The 24,976-nt window shown below is 70.9% G+C and carries 22 protein-coding genes and 1 tRNA gene; 12 read left to right on the top strand and 11 right to left on the bottom strand.

The features are described 5' to 3' along the window. Positions 1-240 precede the first annotated feature (240 nt). The 5 genes from ABD352_RS01405 to ABD352_RS01425 all read left to right on the top strand — a co-directional run bounded on the left by ABD352_RS01405 (position 241) and on the right by ABD352_RS01425 (position 4,077). Positions 241-876 carry a transporter gene (locus ABD352_RS01405; protein ID WP_344610314.1) on the top strand — a complete coding sequence of 212 codons (636 nt, stop codon included), beginning with the start codon at positions 241-243 and terminating at the stop codon, positions 874-876. Continuing rightward, positions 873-1,175, top strand: coding sequence for a transcriptional regulator (locus ABD352_RS01410; protein ID WP_344610315.1), 303 nt, complete (start codon positions 873-875; stop codon positions 1,173-1,175). Before ABD352_RS01405 ends, ABD352_RS01410 begins: the two co-directional genes overlap by 4 nt. A 1-nt stretch (position 1,176) precedes the next feature. Next, complete coding sequence (locus ABD352_RS01415) at positions 1,177-2,040, top strand: ABC transporter ATP-binding protein (protein ID WP_344610316.1); 864 nt, start codon at positions 1,177-1,179, stop codon at positions 2,038-2,040. Between the two features lie 4 nt (positions 2,041-2,044). Then, entirely contained in the window at positions 2,045-2,785 is a 741-nt protein-coding gene (locus tag ABD352_RS01420) for an ABC transporter permease (protein WP_344610317.1), read from the top strand. Positions 2,786-2,865: 80 nt separating this feature from the next. Next, complete coding sequence (locus ABD352_RS01425) at positions 2,866-4,077, top strand: cellulose binding domain-containing protein (RefSeq protein WP_344610318.1); 1,212 nt, start codon at positions 2,866-2,868, stop codon at positions 4,075-4,077. 16 nt (positions 4,078-4,093) lie between these two features. Here ABD352_RS01425 and ABD352_RS01430 read toward each other — a convergent pair whose 3' ends face one another. After that, a complete protein-coding gene (locus tag ABD352_RS01430; protein ID WP_344610319.1) occupies positions 4,094-5,662 on the bottom strand; it encodes a methyl-accepting chemotaxis protein in 1,569 nt (522 codons plus the stop codon). Positions 5,663-5,746: 84 nt separating this feature from the next. Between ABD352_RS01430 and ABD352_RS01435 the strand changes: the two genes are divergently transcribed. After that, positions 5,747-6,211, top strand: coding sequence for a hypothetical protein (locus ABD352_RS01435; RefSeq protein ID WP_344610320.1), 465 nt, complete (start codon positions 5,747-5,749; stop codon positions 6,209-6,211). Here the strand turns inward: ABD352_RS01435 and ABD352_RS01440 are convergent. Next, on the bottom strand, positions 6,198-6,971 hold the full coding sequence (locus ABD352_RS01440) for an aldo/keto reductase (RefSeq protein ID WP_344610321.1): 774 nt from the start codon (positions 6,969-6,971) through the stop codon (positions 6,198-6,200). The two genes, ABD352_RS01435 and ABD352_RS01440, sit on opposite strands and share 14 nt — an antisense overlap. 125 nt (positions 6,972-7,096) lie before the next feature. On the opposite strand from ABD352_RS01440, the gene ABD352_RS01445 reads away from it, so the two are divergent. Together ABD352_RS01445 and ABD352_RS01450 are read left to right on the top strand one after the other, a co-directional pair. Beyond that, positions 7,097-8,449 carry a GH1 family beta-glucosidase gene (locus ABD352_RS01445; protein ID WP_344610322.1) on the top strand — a complete coding sequence of 451 codons (1,353 nt, stop codon included), beginning with the start codon at positions 7,097-7,099 and terminating at the stop codon, positions 8,447-8,449. Positions 8,450-8,492: 43 nt separating this feature from the next. After that, entirely contained in the window at positions 8,493-8,945 is a 453-nt protein-coding gene (locus tag ABD352_RS01450) for a hypothetical protein (RefSeq protein WP_344610323.1), read from the top strand. Between the two features lie 5 nt (positions 8,946-8,950). On the opposite strand, the gene ABD352_RS01455 is transcribed toward ABD352_RS01450, so the two are convergent. Continuing rightward, complete coding sequence (locus tag ABD352_RS01455; RefSeq protein WP_344610324.1) at positions 8,951-9,577, bottom strand: class I SAM-dependent methyltransferase; 627 nt, start codon at positions 9,575-9,577, stop codon at positions 8,951-8,953. A 149-nt stretch (positions 9,578-9,726) separates the two neighbouring features. Here ABD352_RS01455 and ABD352_RS01460 point away from each other — a divergent pair, with 149 nt between their 5' ends. From ABD352_RS01460 to ABD352_RS01470, 3 genes are read left to right on the top strand one after another with little or no spacing between them, the layout of a single operon-like run. Then, positions 9,727-9,900, top strand: a complete 174-nt coding sequence (locus ABD352_RS01460; RefSeq protein ID WP_344610325.1) for a hypothetical protein — start codon at positions 9,727-9,729, stop codon at positions 9,898-9,900. A 15-nt stretch (positions 9,901-9,915) separates the two neighbouring features. After that, entirely contained in the window at positions 9,916-11,070 is a 1,155-nt protein-coding gene (locus ABD352_RS01465) for an FxsB family cyclophane-forming radical SAM/SPASM peptide maturase (protein WP_344610326.1), read from the top strand. Then, the gene (locus tag ABD352_RS01470) at positions 11,067-12,659 is read left to right on the top strand and encodes an aKG-HExxH-type peptide beta-hydroxylase (protein ID WP_344610327.1); all 1,593 of its coding nucleotides are present in this window, start codon (positions 11,067-11,069) and stop codon (positions 12,657-12,659) included. Before ABD352_RS01465 ends, ABD352_RS01470 begins: the two co-directional genes overlap by 4 nt. On the opposite strand, the gene fxsT is transcribed toward ABD352_RS01470, so the two are convergent. The 3 genes from fxsT to ABD352_RS01485 all read right to left on the bottom strand — a co-directional run bounded on the left by fxsT (position 12,628) and on the right by ABD352_RS01485 (position 19,635). Continuing rightward, entirely contained in the window at positions 12,628-16,641 is a 4,014-nt protein-coding gene (fxsT, locus tag ABD352_RS01475; protein WP_344610328.1) for an FxSxx-COOH system tetratricopeptide repeat protein, read from the bottom strand. The two genes, ABD352_RS01470 and fxsT, sit on opposite strands and share 32 nt — an antisense overlap. Positions 16,642-16,768: 127 nt before the next feature. Further along, the gene (locus ABD352_RS01480; RefSeq protein WP_344610329.1) at positions 16,769-18,064 is read right to left on the bottom strand and encodes a TIR-like protein FxsC; all 1,296 of its coding nucleotides are present in this window, start codon (positions 18,062-18,064) and stop codon (positions 16,769-16,771) included. 194 nt (positions 18,065-18,258) lie between these two features. After that, complete coding sequence (locus ABD352_RS01485; RefSeq protein WP_344610330.1) at positions 18,259-19,635, bottom strand: phenylacetate--CoA ligase family protein; 1,377 nt, start codon at positions 19,633-19,635, stop codon at positions 18,259-18,261. Positions 19,636-20,250: 615 nt separating this feature from the next. Between ABD352_RS01485 and ABD352_RS01490 the strand changes: the two genes are divergently transcribed. Continuing rightward, the gene (locus ABD352_RS01490; RefSeq protein ID WP_344610331.1) at positions 20,251-20,925 is read left to right on the top strand and encodes a hypothetical protein; all 675 of its coding nucleotides are present in this window, start codon (positions 20,251-20,253) and stop codon (positions 20,923-20,925) included. Between the two features lie 191 nt (positions 20,926-21,116). On the opposite strand, the gene ABD352_RS01495 is transcribed toward ABD352_RS01490, so the two are convergent. The 5 genes from ABD352_RS01495 to ABD352_RS01515 all read right to left on the bottom strand — a co-directional run bounded on the left by ABD352_RS01495 (position 21,117) and on the right by ABD352_RS01515 (position 24,705). Continuing rightward, positions 21,117-21,215 (bottom strand) — tRNA-OTHER (locus ABD352_RS01495). A 48-nt stretch (positions 21,216-21,263) separates the two neighbouring features. Continuing rightward, a complete protein-coding gene (locus ABD352_RS01500; protein WP_344610332.1) occupies positions 21,264-23,450 on the bottom strand; it encodes a GmrSD restriction endonuclease domain-containing protein in 2,187 nt (728 codons plus the stop codon). A 183-nt stretch (positions 23,451-23,633) separates the two neighbouring features. Continuing rightward, on the bottom strand, positions 23,634-23,861 hold the full coding sequence (locus ABD352_RS01505) for a hypothetical protein (protein ID WP_425553435.1): 228 nt from the start codon (positions 23,859-23,861) through the stop codon (positions 23,634-23,636). A gap of 280 nt (positions 23,862-24,141) precedes the next feature. Continuing rightward, positions 24,142-24,333, bottom strand: a complete 192-nt coding sequence (locus tag ABD352_RS01510; protein ID WP_344610334.1) for a hypothetical protein — start codon at positions 24,331-24,333, stop codon at positions 24,142-24,144. Between the two features lie 186 nt (positions 24,334-24,519). Further along, positions 24,520-24,705 carry a hypothetical protein gene (locus ABD352_RS01515; RefSeq protein WP_344610335.1) on the bottom strand — a complete coding sequence of 62 codons (186 nt, stop codon included), beginning with the start codon at positions 24,703-24,705 and terminating at the stop codon, positions 24,520-24,522. Between the last annotated feature and the right edge of the window lie 271 nt (positions 24,706-24,976).

Genomic DNA, 24,976 nt, shown 5'->3' on the forward strand with positions numbered 1-24,976 from the left:
CCGCGCCTCCGTGTCCGTGCCCGCGCCTCCGTGCCCGTACCCGCGCCTGCGCCTGCGCCTCCGCGCCTGCGCCTGCGCCTCCGCGCCTGCGCCTCCGCACGCCCGCGCTCGCGTCCGACCCTGCGCGCCTGCGCCTGCGCCTGCGTGCCCGCGCTCGCCTTCGAGTGGCTGCGCCTCCGCACCTGTGAGCCCCGTCGCGGCGGGGTTGCGTAAACAGGTTTGCCGCGTAAAGTGGTTTACATGACGCCCGTCGATGACGATGCCCCACCGGCCTCGGCTGCCGAGTCGCTCGAGCTCATCCGCAAAGAGCGCGCCGCGGCGGCCCGCACCCTCCAGCTCAACCCGCTGCTCTACTACGTGCCGTGGGGCGGGGCGTGGCTCATCGGCTTCGGGTTGCTGTTCCTGCGGTACGGCCCGAATGGAAAGGTCTTCGTCGACCTGCCCGACTGGCTGCCGCTGGCGAGCCTGTTCGTCCTGATGGCCCTGGCCATGTTGGCCACCGTGGTCGTCTCCGCCGTGCGCGGCCGGGGCCTGGCCGGGCGCTCCTCGTGGCAGGGCAGCGCCTACGGGTTCGCCTGGTTCTTCGCCTTCGCCGGCGTCGGCACCACGACGAGCCACTTCGCGAAGCTGCTGCCCGAGGATGAGCGCGGCCTGCTGTGGGCCTGCGTCTCCGTGGGGCTCGTCGCCAGCATGTACATGGCCGGCGCCGCCGTCTGGATGTCCCGCGACATGTTCATCTTCGGCGCGTGGCTCACCATCATCAACATCGCCGGCGTGGCCGCGGGGCCCGGCTGGCACTCGCTGCTCATCTCGCTCGGCGGTGGCGGCGGCCTGATCCTGCTCGGCCTGATCCTGCAGGTCCGCGCCCGCCGATGAGCGAGCTCGATCCCGTGATCCACGCCCAGGCCCGCCTGCGCATCATGGCCGCCCTGTCGAGCCTCGGACCCGGCGACCGCATGACGTTCCCCAAGCTGCAGCAGCTGCTCGACATGACCGCCGGCAACCTGTCGGTCCACCTCACCAAGCTGGAGCAGGCCGGCTACGTCGAGGTCGTCAAGTCTTTCCGCGGCCGCACCCCGACCACCTCGGCCGGCCTCACCAACCGCGGCCGGGTCGCCTTCGACGACTACACCGCCCAACTCCGTGCCCTGCTCGACCCCCCGAAGGAGTCGTGACATGCTCGCCCGCACCGTGGCCGTGACCCGCCGCTACGGCGACACCGTGGCCCTGGACCGCGTCTCGCTGGACATCCCGGCAGGTGGCGTGGTCGGCTTGCTGGGTCCCAACGGCGCCGGCAAGTCGACGCTGCTCAACCTGCTCGTGGGCCTGCGCCGGCCGACCTCCGGCACCGTGGAGCTCTTCGGCGGTGACCCCCGCGACCCGGCCAGCCGCCGCCAGATCGGCGTCACGCCGCAGGAGACCGGCCTGCCGTCCACCCTGCGCGTCCGCGAGTGCCTGGAGTTCGTCGCCAGGCATTTTCCTGATGCGGTACCGCACGAGGAGACCCTCGCCCGCTTCGGCCTGACGGAGGTGGCTCGCCGGCAGACCGGGGGCCTGTCCGGCGGCCAGAAGCGCCGCCTCGCCGTGGCGCTGGCCTTCGTGGGCCGCCCGCGCCTGGTCTTCCTGGACGAGCCCACGACGGGGCTGGACGTCCAGGCCCGCCGTGCCCTGTGGGACGCCATCCGCGCCTTCGCCGACGACGGTGGCACGGTCGTGCTCACCAGCCACTACCTGGAGGAGATCGAGGCGCTCGCGGACCGCGTGGTGGTCATCGGCAAGGGCCGCGTCCTCGCCGACGACACCGTCGACGCGATCCGCGCCATGGTCGGCATCCACCGCGTCAGCCTGGCCGACGGGGTGGATCTGCCCGAGCTGCCGGGCGTGGTCGGCGTCGAGCGCGCCGACGGCCGCACCTCCCTGCTCACCCCGGACGCCGACCAGCTCGTGCGCGACCTGGTCAACGCCGGCGTACCGTTCCACGGCCTTCAGGTCCAGCCCACCACGCTGGAAGAGGCCTTCCTGACCCTGACCGGAAGGTGACCCCGTGCCCAGCCTGGCCCTGACCCACGCCCGCTTCCGCATCCTGGAGACCATCCGCATCCCCATCGCGGTGGTCGGCGGCGCCTTCTTCCCGGCCGCGTCGATGCTCTTCTTCGTGGTCCCCTTCGCCGGCGACGACGCGACCGCCGCCACCTTCGCCACCGCGTCGATGGTCATGTTCGCGGTGATGACGAGCTCGCTGTTCACCTACGGCGTGGGCGTGTCCGAGGACCGGTCCCAGCCCTGGGACCCGTACACCCGCACCCTCCCGGCCGGCCCCGGCGCCTCCTTCGCCGGCCGCATCCTCTCCGGCCTGACCTTCACGACCCTGTCCCTGCTGCCCGTGGTCCTGATCGGCGCTTTCTTCACCGCGGCCACCGCGTCGTGGACGGGCCTGCTGGTGGCGGTCGGCGCCGTGATCCTGGGCGCCCTGCCGTTCACCTTCATGGGCCTGGCCATCGGCTATGCCCTGCCAATGAAGGCGGCCCTGGCGGTGGCCCAGATCATTTTCTTCCCGCTGGCCTTCGGCGGCGGCCTGCTGTCGGCGCCGAACCAGGCCCCCTCGTTCGTGGAGACCATCGCCCCGTACCTGCCGACCCGGGGCGCCGTCGAGCTCATCTGGGCCGCGGTCGGCGACTTCCGCGTCTCCGCGACGTCGATGGTCTCCCTGGTGGCCTGGACCGTGGTCATGGCCGCGATCGCCGCCTGGGCCTTCCGCCGCGACGAGGGCGCCCGCTTCCACTAGCAGGGCAAACCGTGAACGCTGCGGGGTAGGGGTCGCGATGCGTTGACCGCGGCGCCGCGACCTTCCTACTATACATCGACATGAATCACTATCGATGGCTCCGCCCGGCCGTGGTTGGGGTTCTCGCCCTGGTCGGGCTCGGCGCCGTGGCGAGCCCCGCCCAGTCCGCCGCCGTCCCGACGGCCACGTTCGCCGAGCAGAGCGAGTGGAGCACCGGCTACGTCGGTGCGTACACGATCGCCAACCCCACCGCCGCGCCGCTCACCTGGCGGGTGGAGTTCGACCTGCCGGCCACGACCGCGATCGGCACCTCGTGGGGCGCCCAGATCACCCACACCGGCACCCACTACACCGCCGTGGGGGAGTCATGGAACGCCACGCTGGCCGCCGGTGCCGGCACCACGTTCGGCTGGGTCGCCCAGGGCCTCGCCGCCCCCACCGGCTGCCGCCTCAACGGCGCCGACTGTGACGGCCGGCCGGCCGCCCCGGACATCCGCCCGCCGTCCACCCCCGGCAACCTGCGCGCGGTCGTCGGCACCAACACCCTGACCCTGCGCTGGGACCCGTCCGCCGACGACACCGCCGTCGCCGGGTACGAGGTCTACATGGGCCAGAACCTGGCCGCCACGGTCACCGGGACCGAGTACGTCATGCCGACCCCGCCCCCGATGATCATCACCTACCGGGTCCGCGCGCTGGACGCGGCCGGCAACGCCTCCCCGTTCGCGGTCCTCACCCCGGGCGGCCCGGCCGACACCACCCCGCCCACCGCGCCGACCGGCCTGCGGTTCGCCGGCACCGCGACCGGCTTCACCCTGGGCTGGACGGCCGCCACCGACAACGTCGCCGTCGCCGGCTACGACGTCTCGGTCAACGGCGACCACTACGGCGCGACCAGCAATACCTCGCTCACCGTCCCCCCGCTCGGGTACGGCGCGTTCGCCTTCTCGATCGTCGCCTTCGACGGCGCCGGCAACCGCTCCGCCCCGCTGGCCGTGTCGCTCGCCATCGACCCGATGCCCAACTCCGACACCCACCCGCCCACGCCCCCGGCCGACCTGCGGGTGAGCCTCACCGCCACCCAGGTCACCTGGTCGTGGACCGCGGCGACGGACAACGTCGGCGTCGCCGGGTACCAGGTGTTCCACGGCAGCGACTGGGCCGGCAACGTCACGGGCACCACGTACACCGAGCCGCGCCAGCCCGGCCAGACCACCTTCGGCATCCGGGTGCGCGCCTACGACGCGGTAGGCAACAAGTCGATCTTCGCCAGCGCAACCGTCGCCGAGTAGCACGGCAGCCGGGTAGTCAGTACCGGAACGTCTGCACGATCGACCGCAGCGAGCCGGACAGCTCGGCCAGGCTGCCGGCCGCCCGGTTCGCCTCCCCGATGCCCGCCGTCGTGAGCTGCACCGACGAGGCGACCGACCCGATGGTCTCGGCCACCTGTCGCCCGGTGGCCGAGACCTCCTCGACGCTGCGGCTCATCTCCTCGGTCGTCGCCGACTGTTCCTCGACGGCCGAGGCGATCGTCGTCTGGTACTCGTTGATCCGCTCGATGATCTCGCCGATCTCCTCGATCGCGGCGACCGCCTCGGAGGTGTCGGACTGGATGGCGGCGACCCGCCGCCCGATGTCGTCGGTGGCCCGCGCGGTCTCCTGCGCGAGCTCCTTGACCTCGTTGGCCACCACGGCGAAGCCCTTGCCCGCGTCCCCGGCCCGGGCCGCCTCGATGGTGGCGTTGAGCGCGAGGAGGTTGGTCTGCTCGGCGATCGAGGTGATCAGCTTGATCACGTTGCCGATCTCGGCCGAGGAGTCGCCGAGCTGGCCCATGACCGTGCCGCCGCGGCCGGCCACCTCGACCGCCCGGCCGGCGACCGTGACGGCCTGGGAAGCGCTCTGCGAGATCTCCCGGATCGAGGCGCCCATCTCGGTCGCCCCGGCCGCCACCGTGGCGATCGTGGTGGACATCTGATCGGCCAGCCCGGCCACCGCGCCGGCCTGGCGGGCGCCGGCCTCCGCTCCGGCCGCGCTCTGCGTGCTGGTCACCGCCAGCTCGTCCGACGCGGCCGCGAGGATCACCGCATGCTCGGCGAGCGTGGCGACGGTACCGCGCAGCTGCGACGTCGCCTGCCGCAGCGCACCGGCCATCTGCCCGACCTCGTCGCCCTGGTCCACGCCGGCATCCTGGGTGAGGTCCCCGCCGGCCACCGCCCGCAGGACCCGGGACACCCGGCCGAGCGGCTGCACGATCATCCGCCCGATGTACAGCGACAGCGCCACGGCCAGCACCATCGCCACGCCCAGCAGCACGATCACGGCCAGCCGCGTCGAGTGCACCGTGTCGTCGAAGGACTGCCCGGCCACCAGCGCCTTGCCGGCCCGGGTGCTCTCGTCGTCGATCAGGCCCTCGTACACCTTGCGCAGGTCGCGGTTGGCCCCGAACGCGTCGGTGGTGGCCTTGGCCTTGTCGGCCGGGTACGTCGCGAACTCGGTCCTGAGCGCGTCGAACCAGGCGTCCAGCGCGGATTGGATCTTGGCGAGGGTGGCCGTTTCGGCCGCGTTCGCGGTCCTCGCCGCGTCCTGCATCGCCGCGTTCACGGCCGCCTGGCGGCCCAGCGCCTCGTCGCGGAACTGCGTGTCCCCGCCGAGCAGAAAACCGCGTTCATCGTTGGCCGCCGCCTTGGCGGCCAGTGCCGCCCGGTTCAGCGCCGAGATGTACGGCACCGCCCTGCCCACCTCGTCGTCGCGCGTGCCGCGCAGGTCGGAGATGGCGGCCAGCGCGAGGATGCCGGTGGCGGCGGTGCCGGCGATGGCGACGGCGGCGACGATCAGGATCTTGGTGGACACGCGGCGGGAACCCAGCCAGCGGCGCATGAATCGCTCCGTTCGGACGCTTCTGGCAATCCAAACGGCCGATGGGTGCCATGGATGAGGAAAACGGTGCGCAAAGATGGCGCCGTGGAGAAGTGGGTGCCGTTCCGCCGGTCGAGGCCCGATCGGGTCGTCGACCTGGTCCGGCGGGTGGCCGAGGCGCGCGATCCGGGCGAGCACGGGCACGGCGTCGAGGTGGTCGTCGAGGCGCCGCGGACCAAGTGGTGGAAGGCGCTGTTCAACCGGGACGACAAGCTCGCCCAGGCCAGGATCGTGGTGACCCGGGAGGGCGGCGAGGTGCGGTACCCGTTCGACATCCAACTCGTCACCGCGTACGGCGCCAACGCCGCCCACCGCGTCGGCACCCGCCAGGGCTGGGCGGTGAGCAACTCGGCCGGCCTCGCGTTCGTGATCCAGAAGGGCACGCACCGCACGGAGTTCGACTTTGAGGAGCTCACCGCCGGCGCGGTGGCCGCCCTGGCCCGGCTGCGCCGCAAGCCCCGGGAGCGGGGCTGGCGGGCCCGGATCGACCGGTCGGTCAGACGGAGTTGACGGTCTCGATCTCGTCGTCCGACAGCGAGAAGCCGAGCACGGAGAGGTTCTCCCGCATCCGTTCGGGGCGCGTCGACTTCGGGATGATGACGATGTCGTGATGCAGCTGCCACCGCAGTACGACCTGGGGCACCGTCACCCCGTGCGAGGAGGCGATCGCGACCAGTCGCGGGTCGTCCAGGGGAGTGTTCTTCAGCGAGCTGTAGCCCTCCACGACCACCCGCCGGTCCCGCATGTCGGCCAGGAACTTCGGGTCGTGCTCGGCCGGGCTCCAGGCGACCTGGTTGACGACCGGCGTCTCGCCCGTCTCGCGGACCAGCTCGTCGACGAGCGCGGTGTCGTAGTTGCTCACCCCGGCGGTGCGGATCCGCCCGGCGTCGCGCTGCTCGAGCAGGGCGATCCAGGTCGGCAGCGACTTGCCGCGGGCCGGCGGCCAGTGGATGAGCCACAGGTCGACGAAGTCCACGCCGAGCGCCTTCAGGCTGGCCTCGAGCGTCTGCCGCTCCCGCCCCGCGTGCGACGGCGGCAGCTTGGTGGTGATGAAGACCTCGGAGCGGTCCAGCCCGCTGTCGCGCAGCGCCCGGCCGATCTCCTCCTCGTTGCCGTACATGGTGGCCGTGTCGATGTGCCGGTAGCCGGCGTCCAGCGCGGCCCGGGTCGACTCGTAGGCCGACCGCCCCGTGATCTGCCACGTGCCGAACCCGATGGTCGGCAGGCTCACGCCCGGCGCCAGCTCGACGGCTGGGATCTCAGGTGCCATGACCCAATACTGCCCGAAAGTCCCCGCGGTCCACTGTGGATGAAAAACAAGGCCCGGCACCTGTACGTCATGAGCCTACGCGCCTCGCGGTGCCCAACGTTGCCCCGAGGCGGTAGCGTGCGTTCATGCCGGACCTCCAGTTCCCGCCGGGCTTCCGCTTCGGCGTGTCCACCGCCGCGTATCAGATCGAGGGTGCCGTCGCCGAGGGCGGCCGCGGACCGTCCATCTGGGACACCTTCGCCCACACGCCGGGCCTCACCCGGGGTGGCGACACCGGCGACGTGGCCTGCGACCACTACCACCGCTGGGAGTCCGACCTGGACCTGATGGCCCGGCTGGGCGCCGGCGCCTACCGGTTCTCCATCGCCTGGCCCCGCATCCAGCCCACCGGCAGCGGCCCGGCCAACCCGGCCGGCCTGGACTTCTACGACCGCCTGGTCGACGGCCTGGCCGCCCGCGGCATCGACCCGCTGGTCACCCTCTTCCACTGGGACCTGCCGCAGGCCCTGCAGGACGAGGGCGGCTGGGCCAACCGCGACACCGCGATGCGCTTCGGCGAATACGCGGAGCTGGTCGCCGAGCGCCTGGGCGACCGGGTCAAGATGTGGATCACCCTGAACGAGCCGTACATCCACTTCGCGCTGGGCCACGTCCAGGGTGTGCACGCCCCCGGCCTGACCATGCTGAGCGACCAGCTGCCCGTGGTACACCATCTGCTCCTGGCGCATGGCCTCGGCGTCTCGGCGCTGCGCCGCGCGTCGGGCGCCCCGGTGACGCTGGCCAACAACTACTCCCCGGTGTGGCCGAAGTCGGAGTCGGACGAGGACCAGCTGGCCGCCGCGATGTACGACCTGGTGCAGAACCACCTGTTCACCGACCCGATCCTGCTGGGCCAGTACCCGCCCGGCTACGAGTTCCTCACCACCGCCGACGTCGACTCGATCGTCATGGAGGGCGACCTGGAGGTCATCTCCCAGCCGATCCAGGCGCTGGGCGTGAACTACTACAACCCGAGCCTGATCGCGGCCGCGCCCGAGGGCGACCCGCTGCCCTTCGTCCGCCTGGACATCGAGGGGTACCCCAAGACCGCCTTCGACTGGCCGGTCGTCCCCGACGGCCTGCGCGAGCTGCTGGTCGGGCTGAAGGAGCGGTACGCGGACCGGCTCCCCCCGATCTGGATCACCGAGAGCGGCTGCTCCTACCCGGACCTCGACGACCAGTTCCGGATCGACTACATCGCCGGCGACCTGGCCGCGATCCGCGCCGCCATGGACGCCGGCGTCGAGGTCCACGGCTACTGCACCTGGTCCCTGCTCGACAACTTCGAGTGGGCCGAGGGCTACGAGCAGCGCTTCGGCCTCGTCCACGTCGACTTCGACACCCAGCAGCGCACCCCGCGCCGCTCCTTCGAGTGGTACCGGGAGCTTTGCACCGCAGCTGCACCCCGCCCGGACTTGCAGGGCGACCCAACCGGATGACACGGTGAGTGCGGCGGAATCCGTAGCGTTGCGCTGGTCAGTCGTGCGCAGCCGTTGGGAGTTCGTCGTCGTGACCGAGCAATACGCGGGAGCCCTCCTCTACCTGGTCCCGGTCGTGGTGGCCGCGTTGGTCGCCTTCATCGTGACCCGCCCCGAGAAGGACCAGGAGCCGGAGGCGGCGGCCCCCACCCCGCCGCCCGGCTTCCCAGAGCGCCGCGCGCTGCCCGCCGCCCCGAAGTTCATCCCTCAGCAGCGCACCTACCAGCCACTGAACCGCCGGGCCAACCCGTCGACGGCGGCGCCGCAGCCGCCGTCGCCGACCCTGCTGCACGCCGCCCTGTCGTCACACTTCGCCGCGGTGGCCGCCGCCACGGGCGCCTCGACGGCCCCGGCGTCGGCCAAGCGGCCCGTGGTCCGCCCGTCCCGCATGGTTTCGATCCGCCGCCCCGCCCGGATCCCCCGCCGCCCCGTCCACCGCTGCCCGCACAAGCCCTGACGCGTTCAACCCGGGAAGCTGAACAGCCGCTGGGTGGTGCGCGGCCGGGGTGGCCCCACCAGCTGGTGCACCCCCACCCCGATCTCGTGCTCCGGGGGAGCGTCGAAGGCCACCTCCCGGAACCCGCCCTCGGCGAACCACTCGCGGATCCGCCCCGTGACGTCGGGCTCGCGCCGATGCCGGGTCCAGACGACGGTCGCCCCCGGCGCCGCCAGCTCGGGCAGCGCCAGCACGGTGCGCCGGATGTCCTCCTCGCCGATGTTGCCGAACACCCCGCAGACGAGCACGACGTCGGCCGGCACGAACTCGGCATAGTTGCCGGTGTCGCCGGCGTCCGCCTCGACCACGCGCAGCCCGTCGAGCCCGGCCCCCGCGATCCGCTCCCGGGCGATCCCGGCATTCGTGGGGTTGAGCTCCACCAGCCCGCCTCGTACGTCACCCCGCCGCGGATGCCCCGCCAGCGCCCGGACCACGTCGTGCCCCTGCCCGGCGCAGAGGCTGACCAGCCGTACCTCACCCGGGGGCAGCGCCTCGACGGCCTGCCGGATGTGCCGGGCCACCAGCGAGAGCCGCCGCCCGAGCGCCGACCCCGCCACGTCATACGCCTCGTGCCAGGCCACCCATCGATCCATGCCGTGACCCTATCCGCGTCAATCACCCCCCGCATACCGCGCCGCCGGTGCATTGTGGACGTGTGAGTGGGCGTCGTCCCCCGGTTGGCTCCGGGTCGCTAGTAGGCTGTGCGCCGCCGCGCAGTTTTCATCTTCCGGAGATCCCAACCATGGCCGACCGCGAAGCCAGCGTCGTCACCAACATTCCCGCGCTGCACGAGCTCTCGCTCGAGGACCTGCTCACCCTCGACCGGTCCGTGCTGTCCGAATCGCTGCGGCGGGTTCACGAATACCTGAGCATTGACGACGGCGAGCACGTCTCACGCTTCAACGCGGCGCTCTGAGCCGGGCCGGGCGCTATGGCTGCCAGCGCTTTACCGATCGGCCAGGTGCTCCTCAAGATTCACGGTCGCTGCAACCTTAAATGCGACTATTGCTACATATACGAGCATGCCGACCAGAGCTGGCGGCGGCGGCCGGCGGCCATGCCGGAGGCGGTCATCGCCCAGACCGCCCACCGGTTGCGCGAATACGCCGCCGAGCACCGGCCGCCGGGCCTGGAAATCGTGTTCCACGGCGGGGAGCCGCTGCTGGCCGGGCCCGGCGGGCTCGATCGGGCCGCCACCGTCCTGCGCGACGCGGTGCCGGTGCCGCTCTCGTTCGTGGTGCAGACCAACGGGACGCTCATCAACGACGAGTTCCTCCAGGTGTTCCGCCGGCACGGGTTCCGGGTGGGCGTCTCGCTCGACGGGGGTGAGCGGGCGACGGACCGCCATCGGCGATACGCGGACGGCCGGGGAAGCTTCGGGCTCGTCCGGCGCGGGCTGGACCTGCTGCGGGCCGAGGCGGACCTCTACGCCGGCGTGCTCTGCACGATCGACGTGGACAACGATCCCGTCGAGGTCTACGAGGACCTGCTGCGATTCTCGCCACCCCGGCTGGACCTGCTCCTGCCGCACGGCACCTGGGACAGCCCGCCGCCGCGGCGCGGCCCCGACCAGGCGGGCACGCCCTACGCCGACTGGCTGATCGCCGTATTCGACCGCTGGTACGACGCGCCCTCCCGGGAGACCTCCATCCGGCTCTTCGAGTCGATCTGCGATCTCCTGCTGGGCGGGCGCGGCGAGAGCGAGGTCGTCGGCCTCGCCCGGAACATGACGGTGACGATCGAGCCCGACGGGTCGATCGGCCACAACGACTTCTTCAAGATCACGATGGACGGCGGCGCGGAGACCGGGCTCGACGTCTTCACGCACGGGTTCGGCGACGTGCTCGCCCACCCCGCCTGGAACGGGCCCGCCGGCCTCGACGCCCTCTGCGCGGCCTGCCGGTCGTGCCCGGCGGTGCGGGTCTGCGGCGGCGGGCTGCCCGCACACCGGTTCCGCTCCGGCAGCGGGCTGGACAACCCGTCGGTGTACTGCCCGGACCTGTTCGCGCTCGTCGCGCACGTCCGGCGCCGGCTCGTGGCGGACCTGGAGCGGCTGCGGGCGGCGAAGGCGGGTGCCGCGGCGTGATCCGGCCCCACACGCTGACCGTCGACCAGCTCGACGAGCTCGCCGGCGGCTACGGGAGCGCCGGGACGCACCGGCTCCTCGCCGCGACCCAGAAGTCCAAGCGGATGCTGATGCTGCTGGCCCTGGACGAGGCGGCCGACCCCGGCGTGCGCCGGGCCGAGCGCTTCGACGAGGCCCTCGCCCTCTTCGCGCGGGCCCAGGCGGCCGCGCCCGCCGCCGCCGACGAGGTGCTGCACGACCCGTTCTTCGGCGTCTGGACGGCCGACGCGATCCGCGCGCCGGCCCGGTGCCTGCGCCTCTTCGCCGCCTACGCCGCCGCGGCGGCCGCGCGGGCCGGGCTGGCGTTCCGCATCGAGGTCCCGGTCCGCCACGGCCTGCTCACGCTGCCCGGGATCGGCACCTTCGGCGGCCTGGAGGGCGACTCCGCGGTGGTCGAGGGCGGCCCGGACGGGCTGCGGGCCGGCCCGGTCCGCGCCGCGGCGCCGCCGACCGAGGAGGGCCCGGGCTGGGCGCCCTTGCGGCGGCTCGGGGCCGGCATCGCCCTGGAGGACGCCGACCCGCACCGCGACTGCTTCGACTGGCCGCCGTCGGCCCGCCTCGACGGCCCGGCCGCCGAGGGGCTGCGCCGCAGCGTCGAGGGGGCACTGGACCTGCTCGACGAGCACCATCCGGCGCACGCGGCCGGCATCCGGGCCACGCTGCGCTCGCTGGTGCCGGTCACCGCGCCGGGCGGCGGCAACGTCAGCGCGGCCTCGCGGTGGGCGTTCGGCGCGATCGCGATCGAGGCCGGCGGCGGCCCGGCCGACCTGGCACTGTCGCTCATCCACGAATGCCGCCACATGACCCTCGGCGCCGTCCTCGACCTCGTCGACCTCTACGAGGCGGGCGGGCCGGCGCGGCACTTCGCGCCGTGGCGGGCCGACCCGCGCACCGTCAGCGCGCTGCTGCAGGGCACCTACGCCCACGCCGGCGTCACCGACTTCTGGCGCGTCGAGCGGCGGCGCACCGGCGCGGCGGCCGCCGAGTTCGAGTTCGCCTACTGGCTCGCCCAGACCTCGGCCGGCGCGCGCAGCCTGCTCGCGTCGGGCGAGCTGACGCCGCGGGGCGTCCGCTTCGTCACCCGGCTGGCCGAGACCCTGCGGGGCTGGCGGTCCGAGGCGGTGCGCGGCGACGTGCTCGCCGCCGCCACGGCGTCGGCGCTGGCCGTCGGGGTGCAGTGGCGCCTGGACAACGCCCACCCCGACCCGGGGGGCGTCGACCGGCTGGCGGCCGCGTGGCGCGGCGGCGCGGACTGCCCGGCACCCCCGTCGGTCCTGATCCGCCCGGCACCGGCCCGCCCGGCGCGCGTGCCGGCCGTCGCCGACCGGGCCCGGCGGCTCGTGGTGGGGGAGGACCGGCTCGCCCCGGGGGAGGGCGACGGCGGGGGTGAGCCGGGCGCCGACGTCTGGCTGCGGCTCGCGCTGGCGGCCGGCTCGGGCCCGCTGGTCGAGCACCCGGAGGTCGTCCGCGCGGTCTCCCGGGCGACCGGCGCGGACCCCCTGCGCCTCGCCGACTGGATCACGTCGGGGGCGGCTCGATATCGCAGTTGAAGCGGGCCTGCACGGCCAGCGGTGCGGCCTCGTCGGTCCTGATCTGCAGCACGTTGGGGTGTCCCGGGCCGAGCGTCTCGAACATCCGGGCGAGCGTCGGCTGCAGCAGCGCCGCCGCCCCGGTCGCGTCGCCCGCCCGGGCCCGGCTGATGCTCAGGTTGACGCTCGCGGCCAGCGTGTCCGGATGATCCTGGCCGAGGGAGCGGGTGAGGTTGCCGACCGTGCGCTGGTCGAGCTCCAGCGCGGCCTCGATCTCGCCCAGCGCGAACAGGTCGTTGGCGAGGTTGAGCTCGGCGGCGTAGACGTACGGGTGCTGCGGCCCGAGCGTCTCGTGCAGGCCGGCGACGACCTCCTCGGACATCACCCGGGCGGAGACGTGGTCGCGCTGCCGGCGCAGGAAGATGCCGAGGTTGTTGCGGCAGGCCAGGGTGAAGGCGTGGGCCGGGCCGAGCAGGCTGACGTAGCGCTCCAGCACCTCCTCGGCGTAGCGCTGGGCGAGCGCGTCATCGTCCAGCGCGGAGACGTCGCAGGCGAGGTTGAGCTGGCAGGCGAGGTAGTCCAGGTGATCCGGCGGGACGGTCCGCTGATAGGTCTTCCAGGCCCAGGTCGTCCGCTCGCGGGCCGCGGCGAGCTCCCCGAGCTTGCGGAGCGTCACGGCCAGGTTCTTGGCCGTGCGCAGCGTGTCCGCGTGGGCGTCGCCGAGCGTGCGGCGGTAGTCGCCCAGCGCCTTCTTCAGCACCTCGTAGGACTGGCTGAACTGCCCGGTCTCGCGCAGGTCCCGCCCGTAGTTGCTCGCCGAGAACAGCGTGTACGTGTGGTCGGGCATCACCCGGCGGCGCCGCTCCAGGGTGTCCTTGTCCAGCCGCTCGGCCTCGCGGAACTCGCCGACGAGCCGGAGGCTGACGGCGAGGTTGTTCACCGCCATCAGCGTGCCGCGGTCGTCGTCGCCGAAGCGTTCCTTGTACACCGCCACCGTCTTCTCGTCGAGCGCGCGAGCCTCGGCGTAGTGGCCGAACGTGCGGTGGTGGCCGCCGAGCCCGTTCGCCGCGATGAGGGTGTACGTGTGCTTCGGCCCCGCCACTTCGGTGAGCCGCTGGTACACGTCCTGGTTCTCGTCGTACGCCTCGCGGTAGAGGCCCTTGGCGCGCAGGGCGATCGAGCGGTTGTACCGCATGAGCAGCACCTGCAGGTGATCCGGCCCGGAGGCGCGGGTCCACGCCTCGATCGCCAGGTCGGCCAGCCGGATGCAGCTGTCGTGGTCGCCGCGCTTGTGGTGGTACTCCGCCGAGTCGATGACCATCCGGCGTACTTCGGCGGAGCGCGACAGGTGCGCCTTCGACGGCCCGAGGTGCGGGATGATCTCCTTGTAGCCGTCCCAGGAGCGGCTGTCGTCCGGGTTGCCGGGGCGGACGTGGGCGAGGATCCGGTGCACCTGCGCGCGGTTGGTCTCCCACGCGTCGCGCCGCAGGTGATCGCGGATCACGGCCTGCACCAGGCGGTGCACGTAGACGACGCCCTGGCCGCCGGCGTCGGCCTGGTCCGTCTGCAGCAGCGCGTACTTCTCCAGCTCCCGCACCTTCGGCGCCACCGACGTCGGGTCGCGCAGGTCGGCGATCTCCGGGTCGTAGTCGGCCAGGATGTCGACGCAGACCTCGCCGTACAGCAGCGACAGCGGTATGCGATCGGGCCCGAAGAAGGAACACAGCTCGATCAGCTTCGCCGCCGCCGCGTCGTTGGCGCGGATCCGGTCCAGCGACACCGTCCAGATCGCCGCCGCCCGCTCGGGGTAACCGCCCTCGCGGCGGGTGGGCAGCGCCGCCTGCGGCTCGGAGTCGAGCAGCCGCAGGTACTCCTCGACGCTCTGCACCGAGCCCGCCGCGCCCCGCGCCGACTCCGCCAGCAGGTAGGCCGCGGCCTGCTCGACCGCCAGCGGCAGGTCGCCGATCTTGGCCGCGATCCGGTCGGCGTCCTCGGTCGACAGCGCGGGCACCATGCGCTGCAGCAGCGCGATGCTCTCCGGCCTCGCGAAGACCCCGACCCGCACCGGCCGGCCCAGGTCGGTCCAGGCCGGGCTGCGGGAGGTCACCAGCACGTGGCCGGTGCCGGCCGGGATGTACGGCTGGACCTGGTCGGGCTCCTCCGCGTTGTCGAAGATCAGCAGCCAGCGCCCGGTCGGCCGGCCCTCCCCGAGCGCGCGGATCGCCTCGGCGACGGTCTCCTGCAGGGGGAGCGCGGACGGGATGCCGATGGCGTTGGCGAGCCGCTCCAGGTGCCCGGGGATCTCCGCCGGCTGCTCGGCCGGTATCCACCAGACGAGGTCGTAGTCGGCGCTGAACCGGTTGGCATACTCGTGCGCGACGTGGGTCTTGCCGACGCCGCCGAGGCCGTACAACGCCTGCGGCACGACGCCGCCGGCCTGCCGGGACAGCTCGTTGCGCAGCTGCTCCAGCAGCCGGGCCCGCCCGATGAACGTCGTGCTGCGGGCCGGCACGTTCCACACCGCCGGCTTGTCGCCCGGGAAGCGCGGGGCCAGCGACGGCTCGGCCGTGATCGCGGCGACCGGCTGCGGGTCGGCGATGTGCAGCGCGTCGAACAGAGAGGTCCGCACGTCGTGCCAGGTGCGCCCGATGACCTCGATCGGCGCCCGGTCGGCGAACGGGTCGGTGAGCTGGATCTGGCCGGTGCGGATCGGCAGCAGGAACCGCCGCCGGCCGCCCCACTCCTGGGCGAGGCCCTGCTTCCAGGCCTCGATGCCGCTGGTCGAGCGCACCAGTTCGTCGGAGAGCAGGAGCAGTAGCCGGCTGGCACGGTCGACGCCGTCCTTGAACTCGGCGGCCCGCTGGGGCTCGAGGTGGTCGCCGATTTCGCGGTACGTCGCCCGCACCCCCGCCAGCGCCAGCGTGGCCTGCAGCCACTCGGCCCACATCCGGTCCACGGCGGCGTAGCCGATGAGCACCTCGAACGGGGCCCGGGAGGTGCCGACCTCGAAGGCGCTCAGGACGTGCCGCCGCTCGGCCTCGGCGATCGGCGCGAGGCGGTCGACCAGCCCGCCGCTGAGGACGCCCGCGAGCCGCTCGTAGGCGCGCAGGACGGCGTGCTCGTCGCCGCCCGGGTCACCGAAGACGGCGAGCGTCTCCTCGCAGGCGTACCGCGGGTGGTACGGCACCTCCACGCCGGCCCAGTAGGCCTCGGCCTGCAGCTCGTCCAGGCCCAGCGGGTGGCCCTCGAACCGGAACCGGGCCAGGCTGCGCAGCGGCTGCACGCGCCTGTCGTCAGTGGCGTCGACACACATGGGCACCGGCAGCATCCGGATCGGGGCCGGCTCCCGGTGCCGCGCGATCGACTCGCCGGCGGCGGCCGACCCCTCGATGCCCTGCAGGTTGAGCCGGAAGCAGTTGACGACCGTGTCGGGCAGCGTCAGCGTGCACAGGCCGGCCGTCTCGCTGATGCCGGCGCCGCTGTCGATCAGGACGAAGTCGTAGTTGGCCCGCATGTCCTCGGCGACCGCGCGCAGCAGGGTGGCGCCGCGTAGCCGCTTGAAGAAGGCCCGCCAGTCGAAGGAGCGGACCCTCTGGGCGTACGCCTCGTCCTGCCGCCCGGCGGAGACGATCTCGAGGTAGCCGCCGCCGAAGTCCCACTGCAGCCGGGTCGCGTAGTCCTCGACGCGGGTGTAGTCGAGGTACCAGTCGGGCCCGTCCAGCTCCGAGGGCTCGTCGAGCATCGCGTTCGCGCAGTCGCGGACCAGGTCGATGACGCCCTCGGTGGTGCGGGCGAAGTCGTCCTCGAGGAACGGGCGGAAGTACCGGTGCAGCGCCGGCGCCTCGAGGTCCCAGTCGACGGCGAGCACCCGGAAGCCGCGGCTGGCGAGGATCCAGGCCACGTTCGCCAGCGCCATCGTCCGGCCGGTGCCGCCCTTGTACGAGTAGAAGGTGACGATCCGGCCGGCGCCACCCCCCGGCGCCGGATCGGTGTCGATGCTCATGTCGCCCCCCGGCTTCGTCGTCTCGTGGGTGCCGCTGCGTCGTTTCGTCGGTGCCGATGCGCGATTTCGTGGGTGCCGCTGCGCCAATTTGTGGGTGCCGCTGCGTCATTTCGTTGGTGCCGCTGCGTCATTTCGTTGGTGCGGACAGGAATGGCAGGTCGCCGTCGTCGTCGCCGGGTAGCCACCGGCGCACCACGCCCTCGCGGAACAGGTCGTTGTTCGCCGCGACCAGCGCCCGCAGCAGCTGCCCGGGCATCGCCGTGAGGTCCTGGACCGGCAGCGGGAGCGGGCGGTGCTCGCCGACCTCGGTGAAGTAGGGCTCGAGCAGGGTGAGCACCTCGGTCTTGAGCGCCCGCCATTCCAGGTACGTCTCGATGTCCTCCTCGTTGAGCGGCACGAGCACGACGTCACGGGCCGCGGCGCCGTCGTTGAACCGCTGCACCGCCTCGCGCTTGGACGCCGAGCGGGTGACCCAGGCGTCCATCAGCAGCACGACGAGCTCGTTGTACTCGCGGATGGTCTCCCGCACCCCGGGCAGCTCCTCGATCGTGCGGATCCGCGCCCCGAAGTCGTTGTCGAGCGCCACCTGGGACGCCAGCATGGCCAGGGAGGGCGGGGTGGCGTGCGGATACGGCTCCCAGTCGCGGTCGCGGTCCTTGTAGTACTCCGTCTGCCGCCGGATGTCGCGCATCTGCGTCAGGGTGCCGGCCGCCACCACGAAGTTGACGGTCCGCGCCTTCTGGTCCGTTCCTTTGTCGGCGCGGACGGTCGCCTTGCCCGCCACGGGGGAGGCCGGCGCCGCCGTCACGATCACCGGATCGGGAATCGCCGGCGCGCTGAACGCCGCGTCGGCCGACTTGAACGCGCTGATGACCGACTCGAACCGGTCGGTGGTCGACAGCGGCGGCAGGTCGTAACGCTCCTTGGCCTGGATGATGTGCTCGGCCAGCGCCTCGACGAACTCCGCCCGCCGTTGGTGGAACCCCCGGCGCACCCAGTTCAGCAGCCCTTCCTTGGGATAGCGCGCGCCCAGCTGGTCGGTCGCGTACTGCACCTGCCGCGCCACCGCCGGAAGCTTGGTGTGGCGCACCCACAGCAGCGGCAGCATGACCGGCGGCCGCTCGGCGGAGGCGAACGCGGCCAGCCGCTCGTGGAACAGCGCCCATTCGCGGCCGCACTGGTGGCTCTTGAAATAGCTCGGGGTGCACAAAGCGACAAAGGTGGCGCTGTCCGACAACGCCTGCAGCAGCGCGGTCTCCCACTCGCGGCCGAGCGGAATGTTCAGATTGTCGCGAAAGCCGATGGTGACGTCTTCGCCCACTCCGGCATGGCTGCGAATTTCGGCGCACAGCTCGTCGAAGAACTTTTCGACATGCCTATTCAGATCGAGGCGCGCGTAGCTGAAGAAGAAGTAGTGGCCCACGGTCAAACCCCCCTGGCCGCGCGGGTCCATCTCACTCAGCCCTGAGCCGCGCCTGCAGTTTAGCAAGGCAGATGCGGCCCTTCCATCGACCAGGAGGCATCGCTGGAAAGATTGGCACAGTGCCCGCGGCGCGCTTTCTTCTATAGCGCGATCACGCTATTGACAAACCAGCACCGCGCTGATGCGCCGGCTCGTCACAATGCGACGAACCGCGTGAGCTTGCCGGTCGAGGCGTGCCGCGGGATCCGTTCGACGATGCGGACGCTGATCTCGGGGTCGGGGAGGCCGAAGGGCGACAGCGAGGCGACCAGCGCCGCCGCCACCACCGAGACATCGGGCGACCCGACCACCAGCACGTCCGCCCCGCCCGCGGTCTGCCGCACCTGGTACTCCGAGATCAGCGGATCGGTGCCCAGCACGTGCCGGAACGCGCTCGCCGGGACCGTTCGCGCGCCGTAGCGGAAGTCGTCGTCGCGCCGTCCGGCGATGTCGGCGACGCGCAGCATCGGGCTGCCGCACGCGCAGTCCCCGGGCAGCAGCGTCACCTCGTCGCCGAGGTCGTAGCGGATGAACGGGAACGTGCGGCCGGCAAGCCCGGTGGCGAGCGTGCGCGCGGCCGGCTCATCGGGACCGACCGGCCGCCCGTCCGGGTCGACACGCTCGACGATCACCTCGTCCTCGCAGATGTGCAGCCCCTCGCCCCGGCCGCAGCCGACCGCCTGGACGCCGATCTCGGTCGAGCCCCAGAGGTTGTGGACCGGCGCACCCCAGGCGGCGCCGATCGCCTCGCGGTCCTCCTCGCCGAGGGGCTCGGAGTTCGTACTCACCCGAACCGGCCGGATGTCGAGCCCACCCGCGATCGCGGCGCGGGCGAGGCGACCGATCACCGAGGCGTACCCCACGAGATGCGTCGGCCGGGCGTCCGACACTGCCCGCAGTACCTGGTCGAAGGGCGCCCCCGCCGGGATCACGACCGTCTCCATCAGCGGCCCCGTCGCGACGTCGAACAACGGCGTGCTGGCGTGCGGCGGCTCACCGGCCTCCAGCACGGCCAGCCGGGCCCCGCGCCTGCCCGCCCCGGCCGCCCGCTCGGCGCGCGCCTGCCACCGCCACGCGAGACAGGCGAGCGTCACGAACTGCTCCCAGTCCCACACGTACACCCCGCGCACGCCACTCGAGCCCCCCGAGCTGAACACCTGGTGCCCCGCGGGCGTGTAGGAGAACCACCGCTGCCGCGCCAGCACCTGTTCGGCGCCGGCCCGGTCGATGCCGGGCGTGGTGACGATCGCGTCCCACTCCTCCTGGGCCTCCCGCTTGACCATGGGCGGCAGCCGCGCGAGATCCTCGACGGTCGCCGTTGCCGGGTCGACGCCGCCCATCCGGGCCGCGTGGAACGGCGAGCGCGCGCGAGCGAATGCGAGCAACGAGCGCAGTCGCTCGGTCCGGTACCGCTCGATGCGAGGCCGCGGCCAGTCGAGCCGCGCCACGTGATCCTCGAGCGAGGCCCGCACCGCACTCAGGTGCGCCGCGCGCAATTGCTCATAGGCCGCCTTCCGGCCCTCGTCGGACATACGCCCAGCGTGCCCCGGCCACGTCCGCGCACACGCCGCAAACGCGCGTTGCTCGCTCTCCGGCTACTGACGCCCCACCCTCCGCCGGCCGGGTCGCGTTGCGAGCAGTGCCGTACACACCGGTTGCCATCAACGCTCGTTACCGTCGCGTGCCCATGACGGGGCAATACGAACCGCAGGCATCGACTATGGTCGGAGCCCGTGACGTACCCGCCGACCGGTGAACCCAACGATAGTCAATTCTTCGGCGGCGGCTATCCCGCGCCGCCGCCGGGGCCATCACCGACCGGTGCTTTCCCGGCTCAGCCCGGCCAGGGCCAGCCGGCCGCCCCTGGCTATCCGCCGCAGTACGCGCCGCCGCAATATCCGCCGCCGCAGCCGCCGCCCACGCAGGCGTGGCAGCAGACTCCGCCTACCCAGGCGTGGCAGCAGGCTCCGGCACCCCAGGCCCCGCCGACCCAGGGATGGCAGCAGGCTCCGGCACCCCAGGCCCCGCCGACCCAGGGATGGCAGCAGGCTCCGCCGACCCAGGGCTGGCAGCAGGCCCCGGCGACCCAAGGCTGGCAGCCGCCGGCCACCCCCTCGCCCGGCGGCCCCCGCGGTTCGATGCCCTGGGTGCCGATCGGCGTGATCGCGGGAGTCCTGGTCCTGGTCGTGATCGGGGGCGTGCTGGTGGTCTCCAAACTGCTCGGCAAGAGCGAGCCGTCCACACCGGAAGCAGGCGGCCAGCCGGCCGCGACCGCGGGCGTGCCCACCGCCCCCGGCCTGCCGACCGATCACCCGTTGAAGTCGAGCTCCGCAGCCGCGGCACCGGCAAAGTACAGCGCCCCCGGTGACCTCTGCTCAACCGACCTGAGCGCGCTCGGCCCCTACGCCGCCAAGAAGGAAAAGTCCACACCGAACGTGCGCAACACCGGCGGTATAGCGCGCTCCGACTGCGACTTCGACCTGCGCACGTCCTCCGGGATGAAGGTAACCTTCGGAATCAAGGCCCAGGTGTACCCGTCCGTCAAGGACGCGAAGGAGTACTTCGACACCGGCTACGACATGGACAAGAAGCGGTACTTCGACAGCGACCTCAGCGACCTGGGCGAGCGCTCGTACGGCACCAACCGCGACTGGGACATCGGCTCGAAGACCAGCGACTACACGATCCGCGTGCTCGACAGCAATCTCTATCTCTCGGTGAGCCTGGTGACCTTCGGAACCAGCTTCGTACCCAAGGACCAGCTCAAGCCGAAGACAATCGAGGAGCTCAAGGCGATCCTCGCCAAGCTGCCCACGGCCTGACCCACCCAGCGACGCCATAACCCAGCACGGGCTCCCGCGAGCCCTGCTGGGCACTTGCGGGTGCTCGATGCTGCAAGGCCGGAAGTGTCGTACGTCTCGAGCAGCCTGACCTGACCGCGCGGAGCGCTGGTCCAGTGGAGCGGCAGTCGCCATGGGGGTGCGGAGTGGCAGCCCCAGCCGCAATGAACCAGTGGACACGGTTGGGTTCGAACCAACGCCCCCCTTGTAAGGCGGTCGGACTTCTGCAGGTCAGTGGTGCGGTTAGCAAGTGCTGTGCCTCTTGCGTGCCCCGTCCGTCCTGAAGTCCTCTCAGCGCTGCGCCGCCTGGCTTCTGTTGGCTACGAGTTCGCTACAACCTTCGCCCGGAAGTCCTTCAAGGAGACTTCCGCGCCGTCTCGGCTTACGTGCCAAAACTCCCAGCCCTTGCGAGGCTTCCCGAATACGAACGCAGCAGCCTCCTCAAGGTCGGCGACGATCTCGCCTGTCGGCAGCTCGATGCGCCCATCCGGAACTAGCCGAGCGTCGAACCGGACAGCGGGTCGCTTCGAGATGCCGATGATTGATTCGGTTGGCGCCAAGTGTCCTGCCGCGATGAGTTCAGCGACGGACGGGTTGCCGGTACGACGTCGAGACGCTGCCCTGGTCCGACCTGAAGTCGTACTAGCCGTTTGCGATCGTGCTACCTGGCGTGAAGCCGGCGGTACCACCTCCGGAATAGTGAGCGTGAGCTTTCCCGGGGCCCACACAAGCTCGCATAGTTTCTGGAATAGAATCTGGCGTGTATCGATCGCCTCCTTGTCGAACACATCGGGGTATGGTCTGAACAGTTGGCCCAGGTCGTGGTCGGCAATAAACCTCTTAAACCGGGGGTGATTCGTCCGGCTTTGCGGGTGCAGTGAGGCCGCGAGAATGTTGTGCCGCAGATACGTCGGCAGCTTGCCCCGGTACGGGAGGTCTCGATAGCTTGCGTTGTCCTGCTGCGGAAGCAGTAGTAGGGCCCCGATGCGATTACGCCAGGAGTTGAAGTTACGCTTGTCGCCGTTTGTTTCCTCGCGATATCGCTCGAAATTGTCGGCCCATATGTGTTCGATCTGATGGGCTTTGGACCCGGGATCATCTGGCGATACCCTGCCCACATATTCGACGAACCGGCCAGGCTGGCCGATTGAGGTCTCGGCGTATTCGGTGACTCGCGCGAGCAAATATCGGACCTGGGTCTTGTTGTTTGGCGTGAGGCCGTACGCGGTCATCCGGCCGAAGTCGTCCGTCAAACCTGCTAGCTCCAAGCCCAAAGTTTGGCGTAGTGATTCTAGGTCGGTGCAAGAGCGGAGCTTCGGGATGAGCTCCAGAACGTACGGCTCAAGTTGGCTACCATCGGAAACCTTGGCGTTGACTACTTTGCGCACGAAGAGTAGGTCGATGTAGCCGGAGATTATGTCGCAAGCCTGTTTAAACAAGCCCTCGGTGTCGGCGAAACTGGCACCCGCCAGCAATGCCGTCAAGTGGTGCGGGATTCCGTTGAACTCATTGTAGTAAAGTGTCTCCCACCCGGGTGTGTAGATCCGTGAGGCGCGGGTGAGTCGTGCGAAGCGTGTTCCCGCCAAGACGAGTTCTTCACGCACGAATTTCTCGTAGCTCGGCGCCTTTGACAGCCCTAGCCGTTCGGGGTGCTTTCTGATCCACTCGTGAAATGCGTCAGTGACGTACTTACGTTCATCCTCGTCATCTACGTTGACGTATCGAGCGAGTAGGAAGGACTTGAGGAAGTCGCTCGGGGTTTTTGGATCGTTGTCAGATAGTCGGGAGAGCATCTCCCGCCAGCGGTCGTTAAGTTTCTGTCGTCCGAACTCTGCCTTCGAAAGAAGGTAGCTTTTGAGGAGCTCAATTGGGCCAAGCTGCCGGCCGCGATTGTTCGTGGTTTCGAAGATCTCCCAGCCCTGGTCCTGTCCCGAAGCGCGAACTCCAGCGATGCAAACACGATCAAGGAGCCAATCCATGAACGCCTCAAGGGATTCTCCCCGGAGAATATTGGGAAAGTCCTCGCGGAGATCAAGTGCGCGGTCACGCAGAATGCGCTCCGATGTGGTCGCGCCTTCGCGAAGGTCCGGAACCTTACCTCTCATAATGGCGCGAAGTATGTAGGCGTGATCTTCTATATCAACAGTGAACGTTTCGCGGCCACGACGTGACCAAATCAACGTCTCAATATGGCTTGAGTCGCCTTCGCTCCCTTGCTCCTCTAGAAGGCCGCGTAGGTGTATAAGGAGGAGATGAAGCGTCGTGATGCGCTGCTGCCCGTCGACGATGAAGGTCGTGCCCTCTTCCTCGTAGTAGACGATCGAGCCAAGAAAGTAAGGGCTGTAGCCTTGGACCCGCCGCCGGTCGTCGTCATGTGACCACTGGGACCAGAAGCGGTTGCGTAGGTCCTCGAGCAGGGCCTTGACGTCATCTCTCGACCAGCTGTATTCACGCTGATAATAAGTAATGCCGAAACGGCGATTGGAGAACAGTTCGCCGATCGTCATGCCATGTGCCTGGACCGGAGCGTCAGCCATTCCACTCCCCTCGCGGCAGGGTAAAGAGGTGCGGATTAGACTACCCAAGTCGATGGTTAATGGGTAGGCCTACACCCGGATCCACTCCATGATCCGCCAAATATTTCCGTCTCTGGGTGTCGTGGGCTTGATTGACGGGGTGCAAAGTTTACGCTAGTTGGCCACTATTGGCCTAGGCGGCTTTGCTGGTGAGCCATGTGCCGCGATCTCCGACAGCGCCGAGGCGGTCTCGGCGACCCGCCCGTCGACGGTGTGCATGTAGCGGTACGCCGCCACTGTCGATGCGTGGCCTATCCGCTTCATCAGTTCCTTGAGGGTCGCGCCGGTCGCCGCCATGGTCTGTCCGGTGTGACGCATGTCGTGGAAGGTGAAGTGATCCATACCCACCTTCGTGCGCGCTCTGCCGAACACCTAACTCACCGCGTTGCCGCGCATCGGGGCGCCGCTGCGGCCGACGAATAGGCGCGGTCCCGGCCGACCCAGTCGGTAACGTCCTCGTTGAGGAACGGCAGGACGTGGGGCGGCACAGCGATGGTGCTTTTGCCGGCGTCGGTCTTCGTGTCCGCGCCGAAGCCTCGCCGCCGTCGAGCTCCACCCGATTCCGGCGGACGTCAACGTTGCCGCCGACGGGTCGACCTCTTCCACGCGTAGGCCGACCAGCTCACCGCGGTGGAGCCCCGCACCAGGGTGCCAGGAGGACCGCGGCGCAGTACGGGGGCGTGATGGCGTCGACGAGCGCGGCCACTTCCGCCGGCGCCGCGACCGGCCGCTCTTTCGCCAGGTCGGAGCTGGCGCCCTGGATCTGACCGGGGTTGCGGGGGACCGCGCACTCCCGGACCGTCGCGTTCAGCACGGCACGGAGGAAACGGTAGGACTGGGCGATCGACAGTCGGCCGTCAGCACCGCGCAGCGCCGCCGTGTGCCATTCCCGGACGACCACCGGGAGTCACGCCGCGCAACGGAACCGCATCCGGAGGCGAGTCGAGCGCGTCGGGGCGACGGCCGGGACCAGGGCGCCGAGGTTCGACCGGACCGGCGGTCAGAGCGGGGAGATGCCGAACCATCGTCGGCAGCCGCCGGCCGCGGCCGAGGACCGTGCGGAGGTCGGCGCGGTCGGAGACGCGGCATCGAACTCGTTCTGCAGGGCCGCGCGGAGGTTACCGGCCGCGGCGACGTCGGGGTAGTGCAGCCGATCGGGTCCGGCGGGGCCGCTCGGGTCGGACAACGTCCCATCATGGCGCGGATGCGGGCGGGCGTCCGTCCGCAAGAACTACGGCCCAGCCACCTATCCGAACCACCCGCCACCGAACGGCCGCAGCGACAGCCATGGACCGTAGGAAGTCCCCGTATTCTTCGCACACCCGCGCAATTTGGCGTCCTCGTCGCCGCTCGTTTCAACTAGAGATCCCTGCGGTACCGGATGGAGCTGGCGAGCACGTCGACCTGGTCTGACGGCCAGCGGGCGGTCGTGTCCGTCGCTTTGACGCTAGTCGTCC

The organism is Dactylosporangium salmoneum, from assembly GCF_039532525.1.
Lineage (GTDB): Bacteria > Actinomycetota > Actinomycetes > Mycobacteriales > Micromonosporaceae > Dactylosporangium > Dactylosporangium salmoneum.

Bases quoted from the DNA above. Each gene is read 5' to 3' on its own strand.
- ABD352_RS01455 (WP_344610324.1), bottom strand. From the start codon at position 9,577: ATGGATCGATGGGTGGCCTGGCACGAGGCGTATGACGTGGCGGGGTCG.
- fxsT (WP_344610328.1), bottom strand. From the start codon at position 16,641: ATGAGCATCGACACCGATCCGGCGCCGGGGGGTGGCGCCGGCCGGATC.
- ABD352_RS01485 (WP_344610330.1), bottom strand. From the start codon at position 19,635: ATGTCCGACGAGGGCCGGAAGGCGGCCTATGAGCAATTGCGCGCGGCG.
- ABD352_RS01460 (WP_344610325.1), top strand. From the start codon at position 9,727: ATGGCCGACCGCGAAGCCAGCGTCGTCACCAACATTCCCGCGCTGCAC.
- ABD352_RS01500 (WP_344610332.1), bottom strand. From the start codon at position 23,450: ATGACGATCGGCGAACTGTTCTCCAATCGCCGTTTCGGCATTACTTAT.
- ABD352_RS01465 (WP_344610326.1), top strand. From the start codon at position 9,916: ATGGCTGCCAGCGCTTTACCGATCGGCCAGGTGCTCCTCAAGATTCAC.
- ABD352_RS01415 (WP_344610316.1), top strand. From the start codon at position 1,177: ATGCTCGCCCGCACCGTGGCCGTGACCCGCCGCTACGGCGACACCGTG.
- ABD352_RS01505 (WP_425553435.1), bottom strand. From the start codon at position 23,861: ATGGATCACTTCACCTTCCACGACATGCGTCACACCGGACAGACCATG.
- ABD352_RS01440 (WP_344610321.1), bottom strand. From the start codon at position 6,971: ATGGCACCTGAGATCCCAGCCGTCGAGCTGGCGCCGGGCGTGAGCCTG.
- ABD352_RS01410 (WP_344610315.1), top strand. From the start codon at position 873: ATGAGCGAGCTCGATCCCGTGATCCACGCCCAGGCCCGCCTGCGCATC.
- ABD352_RS01430 (WP_344610319.1), bottom strand. From the start codon at position 5,662: ATGCGCCGCTGGCTGGGTTCCCGCCGCGTGTCCACCAAGATCCTGATC.
- ABD352_RS01405 (WP_344610314.1), top strand. From the start codon at position 241: ATGACGCCCGTCGATGACGATGCCCCACCGGCCTCGGCTGCCGAGTCG.
- ABD352_RS01445 (WP_344610322.1), top strand. From the start codon at position 7,097: ATGCCGGACCTCCAGTTCCCGCCGGGCTTCCGCTTCGGCGTGTCCACC.
- ABD352_RS01425 (WP_344610318.1), top strand. From the start codon at position 2,866: ATGAATCACTATCGATGGCTCCGCCCGGCCGTGGTTGGGGTTCTCGCC.